Below are 21303 nucleotides of genomic sequence, written 5' to 3'. Positions count from 1 at the left end.
GACTAGTGCCGCTCCTCGATAGTTGGTTCTTCCACTTTAAAACACATAAGCGGAGGAGTCTCTTCCGCGTTGGTTCCTGCATTGTATGCAAATACATCGCGTACAATGCCAGCCATTTTGCGTCTTAACAGCATAATCGGAATATCCATTGGACAAGCACGTTCACATTCACCGCACTCAACACAACGACCGGTAAGGTGCATTACGTGAATAAGCTGGAACATGAAGTTATTCTGCACATCAACATCTTCGCTCAGCCATTTAGGCTCACGAGAGTTTGCAAGGCAGTGATCTTTACATACACACATCGGACACGCGTTACGGCATGCGTAACAACGGATACAACGACGCATCTGGTCCTGCCAGAATGTAAAGCGTTCTTCCATGGTAAGCTTCTCGAAATCTTCAAGAGCTTTATCTGTTGCAGAATCAGCCTGTTTAGCGGATTCCTCACCAGCAAAGTGAGAACACTGCAAGGTGTTAGGGTAAGAGCATGTTAAGCACTTATCAGCACACAATTCAGTAAACGGCACAGTTTCTTTTTTGTCGCCGGCTTCAACGGTTACGTTTGTACCGTCGTTTTCAAGAGACGTAATGAAGCCGATGTCGCCGAAACGAGCCTGAAGTTTTGTGTGGTTCAAAACACCGTTACAACCGAAGCCGAAGATAGTGAGATCTTCTTCTTTAAGAAGTTTCTCCTGAAGAAGCTGGATAACGGAACGGGAGTCACACCCTTTCAGCACGAGACCAACTTTCTTACCGCCGCGCATTTCACGCAGGTAAGTAGCCGGGTTCACAACGCAGAATTCGTTAACAACGAGCTTATCAATATCTTCTTCAGAGCGGATAAAGAGAGGGCTGGTGTGCAATGCATCATAACCCTGCTGCCAACCGATAACTACATCCAGATCAGGTAATGCCTGACGGATTTGTTCTTTAAGTTCTGCAAGAGCCTGCATTACGCTTTCTCCTTATGGCACGGGCACTGGTCACCAAGGGAAACAGCAGCCGCGATTTCTTTCAGACACTCTTCATCATAACCGGTGCCGCCAGCCATTTTTGTAGCCGGTCCCAGTTTGCGAATACGTTCTGTAAAGGAGGTAACAACATCCTGCCAGCGCTGGCCTTCAGATGCAGAAACCCATGTGTAATGAAAGCGTTCCGGATCAATACCGGTAACGGACAGGAACTGCTTGAGCATTTCAAAGCGACGGCGGGCGTAGAAGTTACCTTCAGCGTAGTGGCAGTCACGTGGGTGACAACCGGATACGAGTACGCCATCAGCACCGCTAAGGAGTGCACGTGCAATAAACAGCGGGTCAATACGACCGGAACAAGGTACGCGGATTACGCGTAAATCTGTAGGCTGTTCAAAGCGAGCAACACCTGCGGTATCTGCACCACCGTAGGAGCACCAGTTACACAGGAAACCAACGATACGAAGATCTTGGCCTTCTGTTAAAAGTCCAGTTGAGCCTGACATAAGGCGTTAACCTCCGCGAGAATCTGGTTGTCTGTAAAGTGCTGCAGCTGGATAGCACCCTGAGGACAGGTAACGGTACAAATACCGCAACCCTGACATACTGTTTCAATAACTTCAGCTTTCACATTGCCTGCACGGTCGGTTACTTCTTTGATTGCACCGAACGGACAAGTGGTAGCACACTTCATACAGCCTATGCAGCGGGAAGTATTCACGCTGGAAACCTGCGGGTCGCTTTCAAGCTTGTCTTTGGAGAACAGAGTCATAACTTTAGCTGCGGCTGCACTACCCTGACCAACAGAAGTTGGAATATCTCTTGGGCCTACACAGGAACCTGCAAGGTAAACACCGGCAGTGTTTGTTTCAACAGGCTTCAGTTTAGGGTGAGCTTCCATAAAGAAGCCGTAGTTATCGTAAGAGATACGCATTTTTTCAGCGAGTGCAGGTGCATTTTTCGCACTTTCCGCACCAACAGCCAGAACAACAAGGTCAGCTTCCACTTCAACCTGAGTACCGGCAAGAGTATCAGAACCACGAACAACGTAACGATCGCCTTTAGGGTAGATCATGGATACGCGACCGCGGAGGTACTGAACGCCGTACTGTTCCTGTGCTCTACGGGTGAACTCATCGTATCCTTTACCAGGGGAACGAATGTCCATGTAGAAAACGTAGGAATCAGAATCAGGGATGTGATCCTTAGTAAGGATAGCCTGCTTTGCAGTGTACATGCAGCAGAAACCGGAGCAGTAAGGGCGGCCTACGGAAGGATCACGAGAGCCTACGCACTGTACAAACACAACTTTTTTCGGCTCTTTACCATCGGATGGACGAATAATGTGACCACCGGTAGGGCCGGATGCGTTCATAAGACGCTCATACTGCAGGGAGGTAATAACGTCCGGGTACTGACCTGCGCCATACTGTTTGTACACAGAGTGGTCGAACATGTCGTAACCGGTAGCGGCGATAACAGCGCCGACTTTTTCGGTAATAATTTCATCCTTCTGCTCAAAGTCGATGCACTTAGTAGGACAAACTTTGGCACAAACGCCGCATTTGCCTTTCTGAAGCATCAGACAGCCTTCAGGATTGATAGCGGCTTTCTTAGGAATAGCCTGCGGGAAAGGAATGTTAATTGAGGTACACTTGGAAATGCCTTCGTTGAACTTATCAATGTTCTTTTTACTTGGGCATTTTTCCATACATGCGCCACAACCGGTGCACTCATCCCAGTTTACGTATGTAGCTTTTTTGCGCACCTGCACATCAAAGTTACCAACGTAGCCTTCGATTTTTTCCACTTCAGACAAAGCATACAGCGTGATGTTTTCATGCTGTGATACGTCTACCATCTTCGGTCCCAAAATACATGAGGAACAGTCGACAGTCGGGAAGGTTTTATCGATTTTTGCCATTTTGCCGCCGATGGATTGCTCACGCTCAACCATCACAACCTGATATCCGGCATCAGCACAATCAAGTGCAGCCTGAATACCGGCAACACCACCACCGATAACAAGAACGCGTTTTGTTACGTCGAACTTGTTTGCGTAAAGTGGATTGTTGTTACGCAGTTTGGCAACAGCAATAGATACCAGCTCAAAAGCTTTAACCGTGTTACGTTCCTTGTTCTTACCGATCCAGGAAACGTGTTCACGAATGTTCGCCATTTCGAGCATGTAACGGTTAAGACCGGCACGCTCAAGAGCACGACGGAACGTTGCTTCGTGCATACGTGGTGAACAGGAAGCTACCACTACGCCGTCAAGCTTGTGCTCTTTAATGGCTTCAATAATTTCATTCTGTCCCGGCTCGGAACAGGTGTACATAGTGTCTGTAGTAAACACTACGTCCTGCAAACCCTTTGCTTGCTCCGCTACAGCCGGACAGTCAACAGTAGCCGCGATGTTACTGCCACAGTGACAGATAAATACGCCTATACGCATACTCTCTCCTTGCTATAAAACGTCAGCAAAACGCAGACGAGGTGTCGGGTCTACTACGAGCTTGGACAAGCCAACCTCTTCAGCAGAAAGACCAAGAGCCAAACCGAGCAGCTGTGTAAAGTACACAACCGGAATATCGTAGCTTTTGCCGTTTGCACGATTCACCTGACCCTGACGAAGGTCGAGGTTCATCTGACACAAAGGACACGCAGTAACGATAATCTCTGTATTCAGGGAATCAGCCACTTCAAGCAGACGACCTGAAAGTTCAGTTACGATATTTTTCTTGGGCATACCGGCTGCGGCACCGCAGCACTCAACTTTAAGCGGGAAAGGCAGTACAGTCGCACCGCAAGCTTCCATGATCTTGTCCATCGCCATTGGATTTTCAGGATCATCAAACTTCATCAGTTCCGGCGGGCGGTTCATAATGCAGCCGTAGTAACAAGCTACGTTAAGATCTTTAAGAGGCTTAACAACAGCTTTCTTGATAGCATCAATGCCTACGCGTTCGATGATGAGCTGCAAGGTAGAAGCAACAGAAGCCGCTTCTTCACAGGATTCATCAAGCAGAGCTTCAACTTTCGGACGATATTCTTCGTCTTCAATTTTATGAGAAGCAGTGCGAAGGTTGGCAAGACAGCTCGGACAAGGAGTTACAACTTCTTCCTGTCCCTGCTTAGCAGCAAGAACGAGGTTGCGAGCAGAAAGTGCTGCAGAAAGAGTGTGGTTTACTGTATGAGCCGGAGTGGAGCCACAACAGCTCCAATCGTCGATTTCGTGAAGCTCGATACCGAGCTTTTTACAGACTGCACGGGTGGACTTGTCGTATTCTACAGACGTGCCACTACCGGAGCAGCCCGGGTAGTATCCTACAGAAATTGACATTAGCTGTTCTCCTTGACGGCATCACGCTCTCTGAAACGTTTGAAAATTTCAGATACGTGTTCTTTACCGCGAATTTCATGCGGTTTAATCGAAAGCTTATTTTTAGGAAGCATTGCTGGAGCGAGATCAACATCTGTCCAGAATCTACCAGTTTTGCGAATGTATGTAGCTGTTACGCCAAGTTCATACACACGACCGTGCTTTTCGACCGATTCAAGGAAAGCATCGCCGAATGCTTTAACATTACGCTCAGTAGCGTAGCCTGCTTCACGTGCCATGTGACGCAGAACATCCATAATTTTGGCGACATCAATGCTGTTAGGACAGCGAGTTGTACAGGACTGACAGGTTGCACACAGCCATATTGAATGGCTTTTAAGAACAGCTTCACGCTGACCAAGCTGCACAAGACGCATCACGCGACTTACAGAGAGGTCGTACGCAAAGTTATAAGGACAGCCAGCGGTGCAGTTGCCACACTGGTAGCAAGCTAACACATTCTGTCCACTTCTCTCCTGAACTTCACGGATGAATTCTCTATCCGGTGAGTTAAGAGGGATGGTTTCCATGGCTCCTCCGAATGTTGACTGAAAAAGGCAGCAAATTGGCATACAAAACATGCCTAAACACCAGTTCAGCACAGCGTGATACAGGAAAACGAAGAACTCGGAAGCACTTCAGACCCCAACTGATATGCAACAAAGGCGAGACAGGGCTGACCATATCGTCAGCTTTTTACGGAATATACTCGAAAAGAGTGCGGATCTTTTTGTTGCTTTAACCCATAAACAACAAAAACCGTACTTTCTCAGGTAGGCAAACAAGTGCTGTCTCACACATCAACTCTTCCAACTTAATCCCCGTAAACATTGTGGGTACCAATCACAATAATAGGGATGAAGTGTATCACTCTATTTATATCCATAGACTAACGCCGCTAACAAACATTGGCAACCCGTATAGTGTTTTTTTTTGCATTTATTTTCTGCAAAAAAATTCAAAAAAAACGCTGTTTTGTGATTTTACCATCACAATAACTACAATATTTTACTGGATAATACGAAATCATTGAAATTTTGTGCTGATTTGAGCGTTCAATCATTTTGTAAAAAAATATTTGATTGATCGCTCAAATATTAGGAAACGAATATCCATCTCTTCAAGCGCAAAAAAACGGGGAAAAAAAGTGGAATAAATTCCACTCTTTTTCCCCGCAAACCTGCCCGAAGGCTCGGAGTGTTTCCATTGGCCGAGGGCGTCCCCCCGGCACTTTATGTGCAAACAGGCAGCGTGCCCGTCCTGCTCTACACTGGTTGTATTATGCCCATAAGTTTTATCTTCGCTATGATATGAGACAGAAAAAAACACTTCTATAACAGCTAGATGCCTACTAACAGTTGTACATCACCCCACTACCGCCCACCCTCTTGTCTTTACCGGTACACATAATTTATGTACATTACTGACTAAATTTTCTTCACCATAAGGAATTACTATGCCCGGATATAAAGCTCACCTTACAGGTGGCGCAGTATTAGGCGGCAGCACCATTGCTGCTGCAGTTTACTTTTCCTACCTTCCTCAGGATGTCTGGCTTCTATCAGTGCTGTTTGCCATAGCAGTCATGGCATCCCTCTTCCCCGATACAGACACAGAATCCAAGGGGCAGAACTTTTTTTACTCGATCATGGCAATTACGGATGTGCTGCTCATTGTGAACAAATACTATCAATGGGCTGCAATACTCGGTCTGTTTGCGATGCTCCCAGCATTGGGAAAACACAGAGGCTGGACACATACATGGTGGGCAATGCTGCTCGTACCTGCACCGCTTATTGCGCTGCCGTGGATATTCTTCCGCGAGACATGGGTTGTCACACTGCCTTACTACCTTGCAGCTGTTGTAGGATATTTTTCACACCTGCTGCTCGATAGAGAGTTTTAAAAACAAAAAATCCTGCCGAAGTACTTCGGCAGGATTTTTTTATTCAAACTACATACGTCCGTGAATTGTCAGGTACAAATCACCGACCCAGCCCCCGATCTTGCGACCAAGCTTTCGTAAACGTATCGGATGCCCGACACGAAAATCTTGCGGCAACGTTATTTCCAACTGTCGGGTTCCACCGGCAAGCCCCTGAGAAAGAGTAAGACGAACTTTTGCTCCGGGGCGCAGGTTATGCATAGGCAGGTGCATTACCTGATTGTCATCAAGCTGCCTTTGCAACCATCCTTTCATTCCACCAGTCATGTCGACTGAAAAATCACGCTCACCCCACTGCATAGAAAACTTACGTTTCTTAGGCAGCTTTATTGATGTGCCACCATCCCTGCGTATTTCCCGATAAATGTCTTCAAAAACACGCTTTGCAAATGGATCATTTAAAATTTCATTAAGAACAGATTCTTTTGAATAGCTGCGCTGCTCTTTGCTCCAGAAGGAATCATCAAATTCAGGACGCTCCTTATTATATGTATCACCACTCTGCGAAGCTTTATTCCGTTGCGCATCAAAATTAGTTTTTGCTTTTCGATATGCAGCCCGCGCTCTATCACGCACATTGCCATCACGAGAAGCACGCTCGGAACGATATCCGCTCGCAGCAGAACGAGCTTTACCGGTAGACTGTGAAGAACGCTTCGGCCCCCCGTCTTTGGCAGAAGAAGTAATAATAACATACGCTTCATTCAGCTTTTGAAACTTCTTGGAAGCATCAGGATCATCAGGATGCAAATCAGGATGCAATTCAAACGCACGCTTACGGTATGCTTGCTTTACGGCATCTTCCGATGCCCCGTTAGGTACATTCAATAATTTGTAGCATTCACGTAACGTCACGTTTTCCTCCATGAAAACAAACTGACACGATGAGGAGCGAGCCCCATTGTTGTATAAAGAAGTACAATGCTGCAAGCAGAGATAACAGACAGCACTGCCATGCTTTCCCCAAAAAGCACGACAAAACAAGAAAAGAAAAATACAAAACAGCATCGCACCGTACTGCAACAACCTGTAATTGTACGAGCTATACCATACGCTAACATTATATATAAAAAAAGGCTGGTTTCATAAGTACAGAACCTTATGAATACCCAGCCTCTTTATATGCAAAAAAAATGTGATATCTATGCAAACTTATTCATCATCAAGAATAAGAGCACGTGCCTCACAGCTTTTATCACTGGCAAGCAGGTTATGTTCGCGAAGATATTCTCTTCCCTGCTTGGCAAATTCATCGTGGGTTACATCTCTTCGGATGCCGGGACAAAAGTCTTTAGCCATTTCCCAAGAGTCTGCATCAATTACGTTTCCACGGAAATACGGCCATGCACGGCAAATATCAGGCTTGGCAATGTGAACACCGCAGCCTTTACCCTGCACAAAGAAAATACAGTAATTATCTTCACCCACACGGATGCGAAGTTTGCCATCTTTAATTTCACCATATTTTTCGGTGAATTCTTCAGCGGACATTTTCAAGTGTTCAGTAATGCGGGTAAGATCTGTAGGGCTGACAATAATGCCGCCTTCACCTTCACAACAGTGTCCGCACATCTGGCAATCAAACGCTACTTTCATCTATTTTTTCTCCAAACCAAGCCTGCTGTGTTCGACCATAATACATTTGTCTTCAACTACAGCAATCTTATTGGCAGCAAGTTTTTCTCCGGCTTCCTGACTTCTGATACCGGACTGCATCCAGAACATGGTCGGCTTATCAGACAAAGCAAGCACTTCGTCAGCATGAGCCGCACAGTATTCAGATGCACGGAATACGTTTACGATATCAACAGGTACAGGAATATCTGCAATGGACTTATATGTCGTCAGTCCCCATACATTCTGCCTGACAGGATGCACAGGAATTACGGTGTATCCCTGATCGATAAGATATGTACCAACCATATTAACAGGCTGACCGGCTTTATCTTTTGCACCGATAACCGCGATCACTTTTGCCTCAGCAAGAATTTCGCGCATGGATTCATCAAAAATCATAACGTCCTCTCAGAAAAGATTCGCGACAACTAAACGGTTGCGCGGGCTGCAATAGCAACACCGCTAACTCAAAACAGCCTGTACAAGCCATTTTTTCGCGCAGCATCCAATGTAAGTACAGCAGCCAGTGGTTTCTGTATACTGTATTCGCCCCGAACACCAGCAGTTCATATCCTCATTGCTCACAGGTGCAGATTGGCATATAACCAACAGCACATCGAAGGAGCGCTTATGTCTAAGATTCTACCAGTTATTGAGAAAATTCCTGCAGAAGAGCTGGCACTGCGTCATGCTCGCTGCCGCGATCTATTAGACCGCTTTATGCCGGATGTATCAGGCATGCTTATTTTTTCCCGCATCCAACTCTACCACCTGACAGGTACGTTGGCGAACGGAGTCTTCTGGCTCCCGAAAGAAGGGAAGCCTGTACTTATGGCCCGCCATGGTGTTGAGCGCTGCCGCCTAGAAAGTTCTATCGAAGAAATCCACCCATTCCGTTCATTCAGCGATATTGAAAAAATATTGAGCGATGTAGGAACGCCGTTACTTCCCGCAGAAGCAGCAGATGTTGCTGTCGATTTTGGCGGAGTAACATGGCAGGTGGGTGATTTACTCCGTAAAAAACTTCCTCATATATCATTTATCCCATGCGACCGGATTCTTACAGCTGCACGGGCTGTAAAAACAGAATGGGAACTGAAAAAACTTCGCATGAGCGGCGAACGCCATCATCAGGCACTGTATCACGACCTTCCGAAACGCCTTCATATCGGCATGACCGAGCGTGAAATTGCGCATGTATCGTGGGAGATTTTTTTCCAGAAAGGCCACTGCGGCATGCTTCGCATGAACGCCTTCGGAGAAGACATCTTTTTAGGACACATAGCAGCAGGTGAATCAGGAAACTACCCGAGTCACTTTAACGGTCCCCTTGGGCTCATGGGTGAACACCCTGCCACGCCGTTTATGGGATATGCCGGAAAAGTCTGGCGTCAAAACTCCCCTCTTGCTGTAGATATCGGCTTCGCTCTTGAAGGATATCATACAGATAAAACGCAAGTATTCTGGGCTGGAAACAAAAATAAAATTCCAGATGTTGTTCGCAATGCACAGGATATCTGCACAGAAATTCAAAACACTATCGCAGAAGAACTTCGTCCCGGAAGTATTCCTTCAGAGCTGTATGCAAAGTCACTCAAGATGGCTGAAAAAGCCGGATTTGAAGACGGATTCATGGCGCTTGGAGGCAACAAAGTCAAATTCCTCGGACACGGTATCGGACTTGGTATCGATGAACATCCCGTTATTGCAAAAGGGTTCGATGCCCCTATTGAAAAAGGGAACGTCATCGCCCTTGAACCTAAAATAGGTATTCCGGGAATCGGCATGGTCGGCGTTGAAAACACTTTTGAAGTAACTGACGGCGCAAGCGTTTGTTTAACCGGTAATCAATACGACATGATATGTGTTGAATAAATTCATCTGACTATAACTTTGGCTGGCATGTTTGAATTTGGCAAACATGCTAGCCAAACGATACAAAATCCCTCATAACAAGAGTATGAAACAGATAAACCGACTTTATACTCTTTTTGCATGTTTGCTCTTCTTGGTGGCAGCGGTATCTATCAGCTTTGCAGCTGAAGCACCCGCTCAATTCTCCGTTGAGGCGTTCACTTCTGCGTCTCAAGACCATGCCACCATTCTTAAACTTCGAATCACACCGGATGCAGAGTACCATTTTTACTCCCGGGAAAAAGGTGAAACCGGAAGACCATCCTCCATATCTGTTTCACCTAAAATAGCTGATGCTACTGTCCGCTATCCCGCGGGAATAAAATCTCAAGATCCTATCCTGACAGATAAAACAACCTACCTGTATGAAGGTGCTGAAGATATCTTCATCACCATACCGGATCATTCAATTACAAAAGTAAAATTGATCGCTTCTATTCTTCTGTGCTCAGACGTCCGCTGTACACCTGTTCACAAGGTACTGCCGTTGGATTGGAACAATCTCGACCTTCCCGACGCAGAGGCACAACTTTGGTGGAAAAAATACACCGCCATCAAACCGATTGCACCTGACAAAAATACAGACAGCAATGCAGCAACCGGAAAACAGAACAAAGAACTGGCAGAAAAGCTCGGAGTCCAGCTTCCGTCTACCACTGAGACTGCTCGAACTGTCAGCCCTTCAATCAGTTCATCGTTCTCCTCGCAGTCAGAACCAAACGCCTTAACAAGGCAATCCAACAAATTTTCTGAAGCAAAAAGTTATGCTCCGGCAGCACCTGAAGTCATAAAATATGAATATGATTTCACGCCGCGCTTCTTCCTACAGGTGCTTGAAGTCTCAACACTGAGTAAAGCCATCCTCTTCGGACTCATCGCAGGTCTTATTCTCAACTTTATGCCGTGTGTTCTGCCCGTTATCAGTCTCAAATTATCCTCTCTTGTTGCTGCGGCACAGATTACTGATAAGGCTGAACGGAAAAAAATGTTCCGAGATCACAATATGTTTTTTGCTCTCGGTATTCTCACATGGTTCTCACTTCTCACAATTATCCTCACCAGTTTTGAACTGGCGTGGGGACAACTTTTCCAGAATCAGGGTCTTCTTATCGGTCTTGCAATTCTGATTTTTGTCCTTGCACTTTCAATATTCGATATCTTTCCGTTACCGATGTTCAACCTGACAGGACGAGGCACCGAAAACGGACACGACAGATGGAGCGCCTTTTCTACGGGCCTGCTGGCAACACTGCTGGCAACACCATGCAGCGGGCCTTTCCTTGGCGGCGTTCTCGGGTGGGCATTCCTGCAACCGGTAGGTGTTCTGGCGTTCATCTTCCTATCCATCGGTGTCGGCATGGCGTTACCGTATATCGCTATGGCTGCATTTCCGGCTCTCGTAGGTCGCTTCCCTCGTCCCGGAGCATGGACAGGTACGCTGTCGCACATTGTCGGCTTCTTCCTGATGGGAACAGTTGTATATCTTCTCTACGTACTGCCTACAAAAGTACTGCCGGGCATGCTTTTTATCCTATGGATCACAGCTATCGCAGCATGGACATGGGGTAAATTCTCCGGCTTGGCATTCTCGCGCAGAAGAAACATTCTTGTAAGACTTACATGCGTGGCTCTTGTTGCTTTCACAGTAACAACCGTCTTTAGAGAACCGCCTAAAGCAAAAGACTGGCAGGACTTTACTCCGCAAACTTTCTTCTCAGAAATCCATAATAAACGAATGGTTGTTGATTTTACTGCCGACTGGTGCCCGAACTGCAAAGTTCTGGAACAAACAGTTCTCACACCGGAAAATCGGGCAAAATGGGAGCAAAAATACAACGTAGTATTTGTTCGTGTCGATCTCACAAAAGAAGATGCAGAAAAACAAAAATTCCTTGAGTCGCTTGGTTCCAGTTCTATTCCGGTTGTCGCAATTTTCCCGACAGGAGAAAGAGCCAACGCCCCAATCGTCCTGAGGGATATATTCACGACAAGCCAGATGGAAGGCGCCCTTAGAAAAGCGTTTGAAGAATAGTTCCATAAAATAAAAAATCCCCGCTGAATTCAGCGGGGATTTTTTTATTCTCTATCGTCCAGTAACAGCTCGTAAACGTATCGAAATCTGTCACTGTTTCTTTTGATCTACGCAAACCTACATTCCGTAAGAACACGTAACCGGTAATAACGTATGCTATTCCCAAATAAGGGCAGCCCATTCGCCTTCAATAATACGACGAGCTTCAGGAAGTCCAAGCTCTCTGTAGACAGCTTCAACCTGATTTGCCTGCGTCTCAAGCAAACCAGAAAGAACAAGACATCCACCCGGCTTAACAAGCTTGAAGATCTCAACAGCCATTTCCATCAACGGACGAGCCAGAATGTTTGCAAGAACAACATCAAAGTCACCACATACAGCATCAGCTGAACCTTGGTAGACTTCAAAGAAGTCAGAAGAAACTTCGTTCAGAACTTTGTTCTCTTCTGTATTTTCAATTGCGAGCATGTCGATATCGACACCCACGCCGGAAAGTCCAAGCTTTACACACCCGATGCCGAGGATGCCTGACCCAGTTCCAAGATCAAGGAACTTTTGTCCCTCATGAATACGCCCTTCAGACGCAAGCTGAGAAACAGAAGCAAGGCACAATGCTGTTGTAGGATGATGCCCGGTACCGAAAGCAGTTTTCGGTTCAATCACAATCGGAGTTCTGCCTTCAAGCGGTTCTGAGTCACACATCCAAGGTGCAATAACCTTGAAGTGCTCACCGATTTTTACCGGTGTAAAGAAGTCACGCCAAGCTTTCATCCAATCCTGATTAGGAACATCAGAACGTACCACATCAGCTTCCGGAACAGCACTGTAAAGCGCCGTTAAAAACTCTTCACAGAATGCCGGATTCTCAATGTGAACACGGTAAAGAATATCGCCGGTAGGAAGGTTTTCTTCTTCCCATCCGTAATTGAGCTGCTGAACCATAGCAATGGTTGCCATGTCCTGCATGTGCTCGGGAACACGTATTTCCAGTCTGACAAGGTCTGCCATAAATTAATTATCCTCTTGCCTGATATCGAGCCATTTTCTTTTCGAGTTTTCGACTCAAGGCAGTAAGGACGTAACAAATCACGAAGTACATGACAAGGATGGTAAGGTAGATCTCCATCGGAGCGGAAAGCGTACGGTTGTTTATCTGTACTGCTGCACGTGTGAGTTCGACAACCCCGATAACGTATGCCAGCGATGTATCTTTGGTCAATGATACAAACTGGTTAACGAAAGAAGGAATCATATTGCGCAGCGCCTGCGGTAAAATAACGTAGCGCATTGCCTGAAGGTGAGTAAGTCCGCTTGCTCGCGAAGCTTCCATCTGTCCTTTTGGCAGAGCAATTACACCCGCACGTACAATTTCACCAATATAGGCGCCCGTAAACACGATAAAAGCAACCAATGCAGATTCAGCTTCCGGTAATGTTTTTCCAAGTAAAATCGGTGCAAGGAAATAGAACCAGAAAATAAGCATCAACAAAGGTACACCGCGGATAATTTCAATGTACACAACAGACGGGTATTTAATGTACCAACGTTTGGACAAACGCATCAGACCGGCTGCAAGGCCAATCCAGAACGCACCGAAAATACCACCGATGGAGAGCAGAATACTTAACGCAAGGCCGCCTAACGGTCCTTCCGGATAAGCACCCCAAAGAAGATACGGAAAGTTATCTATTACAATATCCCATTGCATATGTCGTTCTCCTAGTAGCTAACAGCACGCATGTAGCGTTTGTTGTAGAAGTTGATGGAGAAAGAAACTATCAGCGAGATACACAGGTAAATAAGTGTACTGATGGTGAACGCTTCGAATCCACGGAATGTGTAGGATTCAATCTGGCGTGCCATGTACGTAAGCTCTGCAACACCGATAGTCATACAAAGGGAAGAGTTTTTAACAAGGTTAAGCGCCTGTGAAATCATAGGCGGAACAATAATCCTGAAAGCCTGAGGCAAAATGACGTAGCGCATAGCCTGAACAAAGGTAAGGCCGCATGCGCGTGAGGCTTCAAGCTGGTTCTTAGGAATAGAGTTTACACCGGCACGAATTTCTTCAGCAATAAATGCCGCGGTGTAAACAGATAATGCAATAACACCGGCACAGAATTCAAAATCCTGTTCGTAAAGCCAATCAAGGGCAAAACGAGGAAGCAGACTGTCTGCGCCGAAGTACCAGAAAAATATTTGTACAAGGAGCGGGGTATTACGGAAAAATTCTGTAAATGAAGCGCTAAACCAGATAAGTGGTTTAACTTTAGTCATTCGCATTACAGCGATAGCAGTACCGAGCAGTAAAGCAATGGCAAGCGAGACCGCAGAAATCTGCAGAGTAACGCCGACACCACTGATAATCCAATCCAGATACTCACCGGAAAGGACTTTGTTCCAATCGAAGGTATAATTCAAAACAGCCTCGAAACAGTAAAATAAAGAGCGCAATGCAGCCATTGCGCTCTTTATCGGTTAGTTAGAGCTTATGGCCACAGTTCCATCTGCCAAGTAAGAGGCAGATAGTAGTTGGAATCTTTGCCGAACCATTTGTTGTAGATTTTCTGGTACTCACCAGAGCGCCACAGGTCGTTCAAAGATTTGTTGATAAAATCGCGGAAGTCGGAATCGTTTTCTGCAATACCAAGACCGTAAGGCTCAGCAGCGATGTAATCGCCAACGATAGCCCATTTGCTTGGGTCTGGAGCAGAGTTTTTAAGACCGAGAAGGATAGTAGAGTCAGTAGTTACAGCAACAGCTTTGCCCTGTTTGAGAGCAAGGAATGCCTGCGGGTACTCGTCAAAAGAAAGTACGCGTGCTTTAGGCTGAGCAGATTTAATATTTTTTTCAGAAGTAGAACCTTTTACGGTTGCAACTTTTTTGCCTGCAAGGTCAGCAGCTGATTTAATACCGGAATCTTTCGCTACGAGCAGTTTCTGACCATCCATGAAGTATGTGATGGAGAAATCAATAACTTCGTCACGAGCATGCTTATGAGTCATGGTCGCAGCAGCGATATCAATCTGTCCATTAACAACCATAGGAATACGGGTGGAGGAAGTAACTGTCTTAAGCTGCAGTTCTACACCAAGATCTTTTGCAATTGCGCGGCAGATATCAACATCAAAACCAACAAGCTGGCTGGAATTCTGATCCACGTAACCGAAAGGAACTACAGAGTCTTTAACGCCACAAACTAATGCACCACGTGCTTTAATGTCGTCAATTTTACCCGCAAAAGCAGTAGTGCAGGCCAGTACGAGACATAAAGTCAATGCCATCAGCACAAAACGTTTCATATACTTACTCCTATTTAGCTGGTCCAGAGTTTGCGAAAAATAACAAACCCATATTATTCTAGAGGATTTCCTTCAAGAAAGCCTTTGTTCGCTCATGCTGCGGGTTGCTGAAGAAATGCTCAGGAGTGCCTTCTTCAACAATTTCTCCGCCGTCCATAAAGATTACACGGTCAGCAACTTCACGGGCAAAGCCCATTTCGTGCGTTACACACAGCATTGTCATGCCTTCGCGTGCAAGGTCCTTCATGGCGTTAAGAACTTCGTTGATCATTTCCGGATCAAGAGCAGAGGTCGGTTCGTCAAAAAGCATTACTTTAGGACGCATAGCAAGCGCACGGGCAATTGCCACACGCTGCTGCTGACCACCGGAAAGTTCGATTGGATATTTACTTGCCTGATCATGAATACCAACGCGCTCAAGCAGCTTCATTGCAAGCTCTTCAGCCTGCCCTTTCGCCATGTTGCGCACTTTGATAGGTGCAAGTGTTACGTTATCAAGAACACTGAGGTGCGGGTACAGGTTGAACTGCTGGAACACCATGCCAACCTCAGTACGAAGGTCGTTTACATTAACGTCATCTGCATGAATGGAATGTCCTTCAAGCAGAATTTCGCCCTTCTGGATTTCTTCAAGGCGGTTGATACAACGAATAAAGGTAGATTTACCAGAGCCTGAAGGTCCACAAATAACCAGAACCTCACCCTGTTCAACCTTTTCACTCACGTTTTTCAAAACGTGAAAATCGCCATACCACTTGTTGATATCTTTGATTTCAATCATCGCCATGATGAATACATCCTATATCGGGCCCGCTAAAAAGCGTCCCGTTTCCATTTTTGTTATTTAGAAAAAGAAGAAGATGACGTTCTACAAGAGAAGAAAATGTACAATGCGAACTAAAAAATGAGGCTATTTTGAAAATTTTCAAAAAGTAAAACCCCATACACCCCCTCGAACGCAACTCCGCTAACCTCCCAATCTTATTACATGAGTATTTTATTTTTTGTCAACTCAACTGCGATTCTCTCCGAAAAACCTAAAATTTGATTTAACTGCCCGCACAACCATCAAAGACTTTTCTCCTATATTATAATACCTTATATCACAAAAAGAGACTGAAGCAAGTATCTACTTTCTAGAATAAATATAGTCTTTTTTTCTTTTTCAAAATTTGAAAAATACAACGCAAAACTCGACTGTTCGCGAGTTTTACAAATTTGTTATATTTTATTTGAACTTCAAAACACACCTGCTATCTTAGCGGTTTATCAGCGACAATATTGTCGACAATCGCGATGACAACCTGACAAGTCATTACAATTTGTGCTGTTACAAATTTTTCTGAAAAAAAAATTGTAAAATTATAAAAAAAAATCCCCGCCTCTAATAAGACGGGGATTTCCAGTAATGGAAAAAGTAGTAATGCTACTTATTTTAAGAGAGAAGCTCTTCCAATACGTTTGCAAAGGAATCAATGTCTTCTTTGGTGATAACAAGCGGCGGCACAAGGCGCAGAACACGTTCTTGAGTCAGGTTCAAAATAAAACCACGCTCAATCAAAGCATTCCAAACGTCTTTCCCTGGCTGTGACAGAACAATCCCTATCATCAGGCCATGACCGCGTACTTCATCAATAGTACCCGGATGACGTTCTCCGATTTCACGGAAGCTCTTCATTGCATACTCACCAAGATCATGAGCATGCTCTGCAAGCTTTTCATCAACCATAATATCAACAACTTTGGCTGCAACGGCAGAAAGAACAGCACCTGCACCAAAAGTAGTTGCATGGCTGCCAGGCTCAAAGCCCTGAGCCACTTCATCGGTGCAGAGCATTGCACCCATAGGAAGTCCGTTTGCTAATGCTTTTGCAGAACTCATCACGTCAGGTTTGAGATCAAATAACTGGTGAGCCCAGAACTTGCCTGTACGACACAGACCGGTCTGAATTTCATCCACCATAAAGAGAATTCCCTTCTCCCGACAGATACGCTCAACACCTTGCGCAAATTCAGCGGTCATAGGGCGAATACCACCCTCACCCTGAATAACTTCTACAAGCACACCGGCTGTTTTGTCAGAAATAGCTTCTTCAAGAGCAGAAAGATTACCCCACTCCACTTGCGTAAACCCTTGCGGGATAGGTGCAAACCCGTCAGCAAATTTTGCCTGACCGGTAGCAGCAACCGTCGCCAGAGTTCTACCATGGAATGCACCAGTAAATGTAATAATTTCACCGGCATCACGCCCTTGAACCCGCTGTGTGTATCGTCGGCAAAGTTTAATGGCAGCTTCGTTTGCTTCAGCACCTGAGTTACAGAAAAATGCTTTGTCAAAATGACAGGTTGCAAGAAGCTTTTCTGCAAGATCAAGCTGCTCTTCCTGATAAAACAAGTTGCTCACATGCACGAGTTTTCGTGACTGCTCAGCTACCACTTCTGCCAGCTCAGGTCGGCAATGACCAACGTTGGTCACAGCAATACCGGCTAACAGATCAATGTACTCTTTACCATCAAAGTCATATAAACGGGCGCCTTCACCATGCTTAATAGCGATGGGGTATCGTCCGTAAGTGCGGCATAAAAGCTTTTCTTCACGCTGTTTCAACGCATCAAAACTAGTACTCATTCTATTATCCGCTTTTTTACCGCTCACTGCGGGTTACAAGGTTACGCTACATAGTTCCGGTATGACCGAAACCACCTTCGCCACGCTCAGTTTCTTCAAGTGAATCCACAACGGAAATCTGAGCACGGAAAAACGGCTGAAAGACAAGCTGTGCTACACGTTCACCACGCGTAATCACACGGTCTTCACCGGAAGTATTTAATAAGGAAATAAAAATTTCACCACGGTAGTCCGGATCAACAACCCCGACTCCCTGACTCACTGTTAAGCCCTTTTTGGTTCCAAGCCCGCTTCGGGAATAAATAAAACCGGCAACAGTTGTGCTTTGCGGATCTATAGCTATCCCTGCAGGAACGGCGTATCGCCCGCCTGCCGGAATCATAATTTCTTTCTCGTCAAAACAGGCACGTAAATCCAGACCGGCTGAATACGGTGTTGCATACGCAAGCCCGTCAGCGCCATTTTCAGTACCATATAATTCTGCTGCTGAATCGCGTAAAAAACGAACGTTCAGCTGTAATGTCATAGGGTTCTGCATTGAATCCTGATTACTCACAGATAACTCCAGAATGTTAGTCAAATATTTGGTCAAACAAACACATCAATATTCCAGACACGGCAGAGAGTAAAGAAACGAAAACACGTTCCCACTCTTCGTGCAATATGTACAGTCCAGATTATCATTTTTCAAAAAAATATCGGAAAGTTATCCGAAAAACACGGATAACAGTAGTATGATTAATCATCAAAAACACTGCGAAAAAAGTGACTCTGTGGCATAACAGGCTTGAATGCTCTAATTGTACGCAGGAGAAACAGCATGCAGCCGTTAAAAATATTCAATGTAATTCCAAAGCTGCCGGAGGGCCTCGAAGATCTGTGGCAGCTGGCCTATAATTTCCGATTCTCATGGTGCGGGTACACCGATAATGTTTTTAAACAAATCGATCAGCAACTCTGGTCAACAACAAGCCACAACCCACTCTTATTCCTCCACCTTGTTGATCCCAAAAGATTGGAAACAGTAGCAAAAGACCCGTTCTTCCAATCACAACTCAAGCTGACCATCGAGACTCTGAACGAATACTTTGAAGAACGACCTTCACCAGTCATAAAAGACGCATCACCAGAAAACCCTGCTGTTGCGTACTTCAGCTTTGAATTCGGCATCGCCAGCTGCATGCCTATTTACTCCGGCGGGCTGGGCATCCTTGCGGGTGACCATCTAAAATCTGCATCAGACCTGAATATCCCTCTGGTGGGCATAGGGCTTCTCTACAAGCACGGCTACTACCGCCAGTACCTCACACCGGACGGCTGGCAGCAGGAATCCTATCCGGATCTCGATTTTGATCAGATTCCGATTCTTCCGGTTGAAGATGAAAACGGCAAACATCGTCGCATCAGCATTCCACTTGGCAACCAGCAGCTTCAGGCACAAATCTGGAAGGCTCAGGTAGGACGCATTACGCTGCTTCTTATGGATACAGAAATTGCTGAAAACCCGCCTGAACTGCGCGCAATCACAGCCAGCCTCTATGGTGGAGGCAAGGAAATGCGCCTGTGGCAGGAAATCCTGCTTGGTATCGGCGGCATGAAGGTTCTTGAAGTCTGCGGATACAATCCACAAGTAATTCACATGAATGAAGGACACTCTGCGTTCGCAGGCGTAGAACGCATACGCTCGTTTATGCAAAAAGGGCTGTCATTTGAATCGGCATCAGAAATCGTAGCTTCAAGCTCCGTTTTCACCACACATACACCGGTTCCGGCCGGTAACGACAGATTCAGTCCTGCGCTCATGGAACAATATTTTTCAGAATACGCACGGGATCTCGGTCTGGCGTTCAAAGTTTTTCTCTCATTCGGACGAGAAAACCCGTTTGATGATCAGGAAGAATTCTGCATGACCGTCCTCGCATTGAAACTTTCCCGTTTTAACAACGGCGTTTCAAAACTCCATAAGCATGTCTCCCGCAGAATGTGGAAAGCCCTCTGGCCGCTCTATCCTCACGATGATATCCCGATATCCGCCCTTACCAACGGAATCCACGCACCAACATGGACAGCAGGCGACATGGGCGAAGTATTCGATCGCTATCTCGGTACAAACTGGCGTGAAGATCCGGACTGCAAAACCTTATGGAGCCGTGCCGCAAACATTTCGGACGCAGAACTCTGGCGAACCCATGAACGCCTCCGCGCACGACTTGTCGATTTCTCCCGTAAACGCCTTCGCGAACAACTTCAGGCACATGGCGCACGAAAACAAGAAATTCAAAATGCTGATGAAATCTTAAATCCTCAAGCACTAACCATTGGCTTCGCAAGACGCTTTGCCACATACAAACGCGCAAACCTTATCATGCGCGAAAAAGAAAAACTTCTACGCTTGTTCAGAGATGTGGACAGACCTATCCAATTTGTTTTCGCAGGCAAAGCACACCCTGCGGATAACGAAGGGAAAAAGTACATTAAAGAAGTAGTTTCTACATGCCGTAGCCTCGATTACCGATTCCATATGGTATTTCTGGAAGACTACGACATCGAAATCGCAAAACATATGCTTGCCGGTTGCGATGTGTGGCTTAACACACCACGCCGTCCGTACGAAGCGTGCGGTACAAGCGGGATGAAAGCAATTTTTAACGGCGTGCTGACCTTCAGTACGCTTGATGGCTGGTGGGACGAAGCATATCTGCCGGATAACAGCATAGGCTGGGCAATCGGCAAAGGTGAAGAATACACCGACCCTGATTATCAGGACTACGTTGAACTGCGCACTCTTTTCAACGTGCTCGAATTTGAAATTATTCCGGAGTTCTACGATCGCGGACGCGGCGGTCTCCCCCGCCAATGGATACGCAGAATGAAAAAAGCGTTAACAACGCTCGGGCCGGAATTCAACTCGCACCGTATGGTCATGGACTACGTGCATAAAGCATACAAGCCCGCGTATGATAACTACATCAACCTCTCCCGTTATGACTTCCAACCGGCACGGGAACTCGCAGACTGGCGTAACGATATTATGACTAAGTGGAGTGGAATTGATTTACGTAATGCTCAAATTGAAATTCTTGATGAAACTTATGTCGGACAATCCATAAAAATCAGTGTGGATGTAAAGCTGAACGGTATCGCCTGCGAAAGTCTTTCAGCGGAAGCGTACTTCGGACAAGTTCAACAAAACGGCGAATTCGCCTCCCGACACATCCGTAAACTGAAACCTGTAGGAACTCCTGACACAGAAGGCTGGCAGCACTTTGAAGGCGTTGTCACACCTTCACGTCCGGGTCGATTCGGATACACAATCCGCATTATCCCTACCAACCCGCTTCTCATTGATCCACGATCACTTGGTCTCATCCGCTGGGCAGTGCCGCAAGAAACATCTTCCTAGAGCATAGGCACTCAACTAAACCTTAATTTCATATCATTATATATAGGGCGAAGGTGCACACAGCACCTTCGCCCTTTTCAAAACAGTTGCTAAACTGAAGCC

The 21303-nt window shown here is 45.9% G+C and carries 19 protein-coding genes; 4 read left to right on the top strand and 15 right to left on the bottom strand.

Annotated elements, in window-relative coordinates:
* Positions 1-2: 2 nt before the first annotated feature.
* The 5 genes from QZY95_RS12590 to QZY95_RS12570 are packed head-to-tail and all read right to left on the bottom strand — an operon-like array spanning position 3 to position 4889.
* Complete coding sequence (locus tag QZY95_RS12590) at positions 3-959, bottom strand: 4Fe-4S dicluster domain-containing protein (RefSeq protein ID WP_290924034.1); 957 nt, start codon at positions 957-959, stop codon at positions 3-5.
* A complete protein-coding gene (locus tag QZY95_RS12585) occupies positions 959-1483 on the bottom strand; it encodes a hydrogenase iron-sulfur subunit (protein WP_290924033.1) in 525 nt (174 codons plus the stop codon). The genes QZY95_RS12590 and QZY95_RS12585 overlap by 1 nt, the downstream gene beginning before the upstream one ends.
* Complete coding sequence (locus tag QZY95_RS12580) at positions 1459-3432, bottom strand: CoB--CoM heterodisulfide reductase iron-sulfur subunit A family protein (RefSeq protein ID WP_290924031.1); 1974 nt, start codon at positions 3430-3432, stop codon at positions 1459-1461. The genes QZY95_RS12585 and QZY95_RS12580 overlap by 25 nt, the downstream gene beginning before the upstream one ends.
* 12 nt (positions 3433-3444) lie before the next feature.
* Positions 3445-4320, bottom strand: coding sequence for a CoB--CoM heterodisulfide reductase iron-sulfur subunit B family protein (locus tag QZY95_RS12575; RefSeq protein WP_290924030.1), 876 nt, complete (start codon positions 4318-4320; stop codon positions 3445-3447).
* On the bottom strand, positions 4320-4889 hold the full coding sequence (locus QZY95_RS12570; protein WP_290924028.1) for a 4Fe-4S dicluster domain-containing protein: 570 nt from the start codon (positions 4887-4889) through the stop codon (positions 4320-4322). The genes QZY95_RS12575 and QZY95_RS12570 overlap by 1 nt, the downstream gene beginning before the upstream one ends.
* Before the next feature lie 926 nt (positions 4890-5815).
* Between QZY95_RS12570 and QZY95_RS12565 the strand changes: the two genes are divergently transcribed.
* Entirely contained in the window at positions 5816-6265 is a 450-nt protein-coding gene (locus QZY95_RS12565; RefSeq protein ID WP_290924026.1) for a metal-dependent hydrolase, read from the top strand.
* 48 nt (positions 6266-6313) lie between these two features.
* Here QZY95_RS12565 and QZY95_RS12560 read toward each other — a convergent pair whose 3' ends face one another.
* From QZY95_RS12560 to QZY95_RS12550, 3 genes are all read right to left on the bottom strand, one after another.
* Positions 6314-7159, bottom strand: a complete 846-nt coding sequence (locus QZY95_RS12560) for a J domain-containing protein (RefSeq protein WP_290924024.1) — start codon at positions 7157-7159, stop codon at positions 6314-6316.
* Positions 7160-7456: 297 nt separating this feature from the next.
* Positions 7457-7900 (bottom strand): YkgJ family cysteine cluster protein, encoded by a 444-nt coding sequence (locus tag QZY95_RS12555; protein WP_290924022.1) that lies wholly within the window; start codon positions 7898-7900, stop codon positions 7457-7459.
* A complete protein-coding gene (locus QZY95_RS12550; RefSeq protein ID WP_290924020.1) occupies positions 7901-8320 on the bottom strand; it encodes a CoA-binding protein in 420 nt (139 codons plus the stop codon). It lies immediately after the preceding gene.
* 231 nt (positions 8321-8551) lie between these two features.
* On the opposite strand from QZY95_RS12550, the gene QZY95_RS12545 reads away from it, so the two are divergent.
* Positions 8552-9796 (top strand): Xaa-Pro peptidase family protein, encoded by a 1245-nt coding sequence (locus QZY95_RS12545; RefSeq protein WP_290924018.1) that lies wholly within the window; start codon positions 8552-8554, stop codon positions 9794-9796.
* An 85-nt stretch (positions 9797-9881) separates the two neighbouring features.
* A complete protein-coding gene (locus tag QZY95_RS12540; protein WP_290924017.1) occupies positions 9882-11867 on the top strand; it encodes a cytochrome c biogenesis protein CcdA in 1986 nt (661 codons plus the stop codon).
* A gap of 156 nt (positions 11868-12023) precedes the next feature.
* On the opposite strand, the gene QZY95_RS12535 is transcribed toward QZY95_RS12540, so the two are convergent.
* From QZY95_RS12535 to dut, 7 genes are all read right to left on the bottom strand, one after another.
* Entirely contained in the window at positions 12024-12875 is an 852-nt protein-coding gene (locus tag QZY95_RS12535) for a 50S ribosomal protein L11 methyltransferase (protein WP_290924016.1), read from the bottom strand.
* A gap of 7 nt (positions 12876-12882) precedes the next feature.
* On the bottom strand, positions 12883-13575 hold the full coding sequence (locus QZY95_RS12530) for an amino acid ABC transporter permease (RefSeq protein WP_290924014.1): 693 nt from the start codon (positions 13573-13575) through the stop codon (positions 12883-12885).
* An 11-nt stretch (positions 13576-13586) separates the two neighbouring features.
* Positions 13587-14288, bottom strand: coding sequence for an amino acid ABC transporter permease (locus QZY95_RS12525; RefSeq protein WP_290924012.1), 702 nt, complete (start codon positions 14286-14288; stop codon positions 13587-13589).
* 68 nt (positions 14289-14356) lie between these two features.
* Entirely contained in the window at positions 14357-15169 is an 813-nt protein-coding gene (locus QZY95_RS12520; RefSeq protein ID WP_290924010.1) for an ABC transporter substrate-binding protein, read from the bottom strand.
* 58 nt (positions 15170-15227) lie between these two features.
* A complete protein-coding gene (locus tag QZY95_RS12515; protein ID WP_290924008.1) occupies positions 15228-15956 on the bottom strand; it encodes an amino acid ABC transporter ATP-binding protein in 729 nt (242 codons plus the stop codon).
* Between the two features lie 648 nt (positions 15957-16604).
* Positions 16605-17798: an aspartate aminotransferase family protein gene (locus QZY95_RS12510; RefSeq protein ID WP_290924006.1), complete on the bottom strand. Its 1194-nt coding sequence runs from the start codon at positions 17796-17798 to the stop codon at positions 16605-16607.
* 46 nt (positions 17799-17844) lie between these two features.
* Positions 17845-18324, bottom strand: a complete 480-nt coding sequence (dut, locus tag QZY95_RS12505) for a dUTP diphosphatase (RefSeq protein WP_290924131.1) — start codon at positions 18322-18324, stop codon at positions 17845-17847.
* 294 nt (positions 18325-18618) lie between these two features.
* Here dut and glgP point away from each other — a divergent pair, with 294 nt between their 5' ends.
* On the top strand, positions 18619-21201 hold the full coding sequence (gene glgP / locus QZY95_RS12500; protein WP_290924004.1) for an alpha-glucan family phosphorylase: 2583 nt from the start codon (positions 18619-18621) through the stop codon (positions 21199-21201).
* Positions 21202-21303 lie beyond the last annotated feature (102 nt).

The organism is Halodesulfovibrio sp. (assembly GCF_015482765.1).
In the GTDB taxonomy this organism is placed as follows: Bacteria; Desulfobacterota; Desulfovibrionia; order Desulfovibrionales; family Desulfovibrionaceae; genus Halodesulfovibrio.
This window is presented reverse-complemented; position numbering and strand designations above follow the sequence as displayed.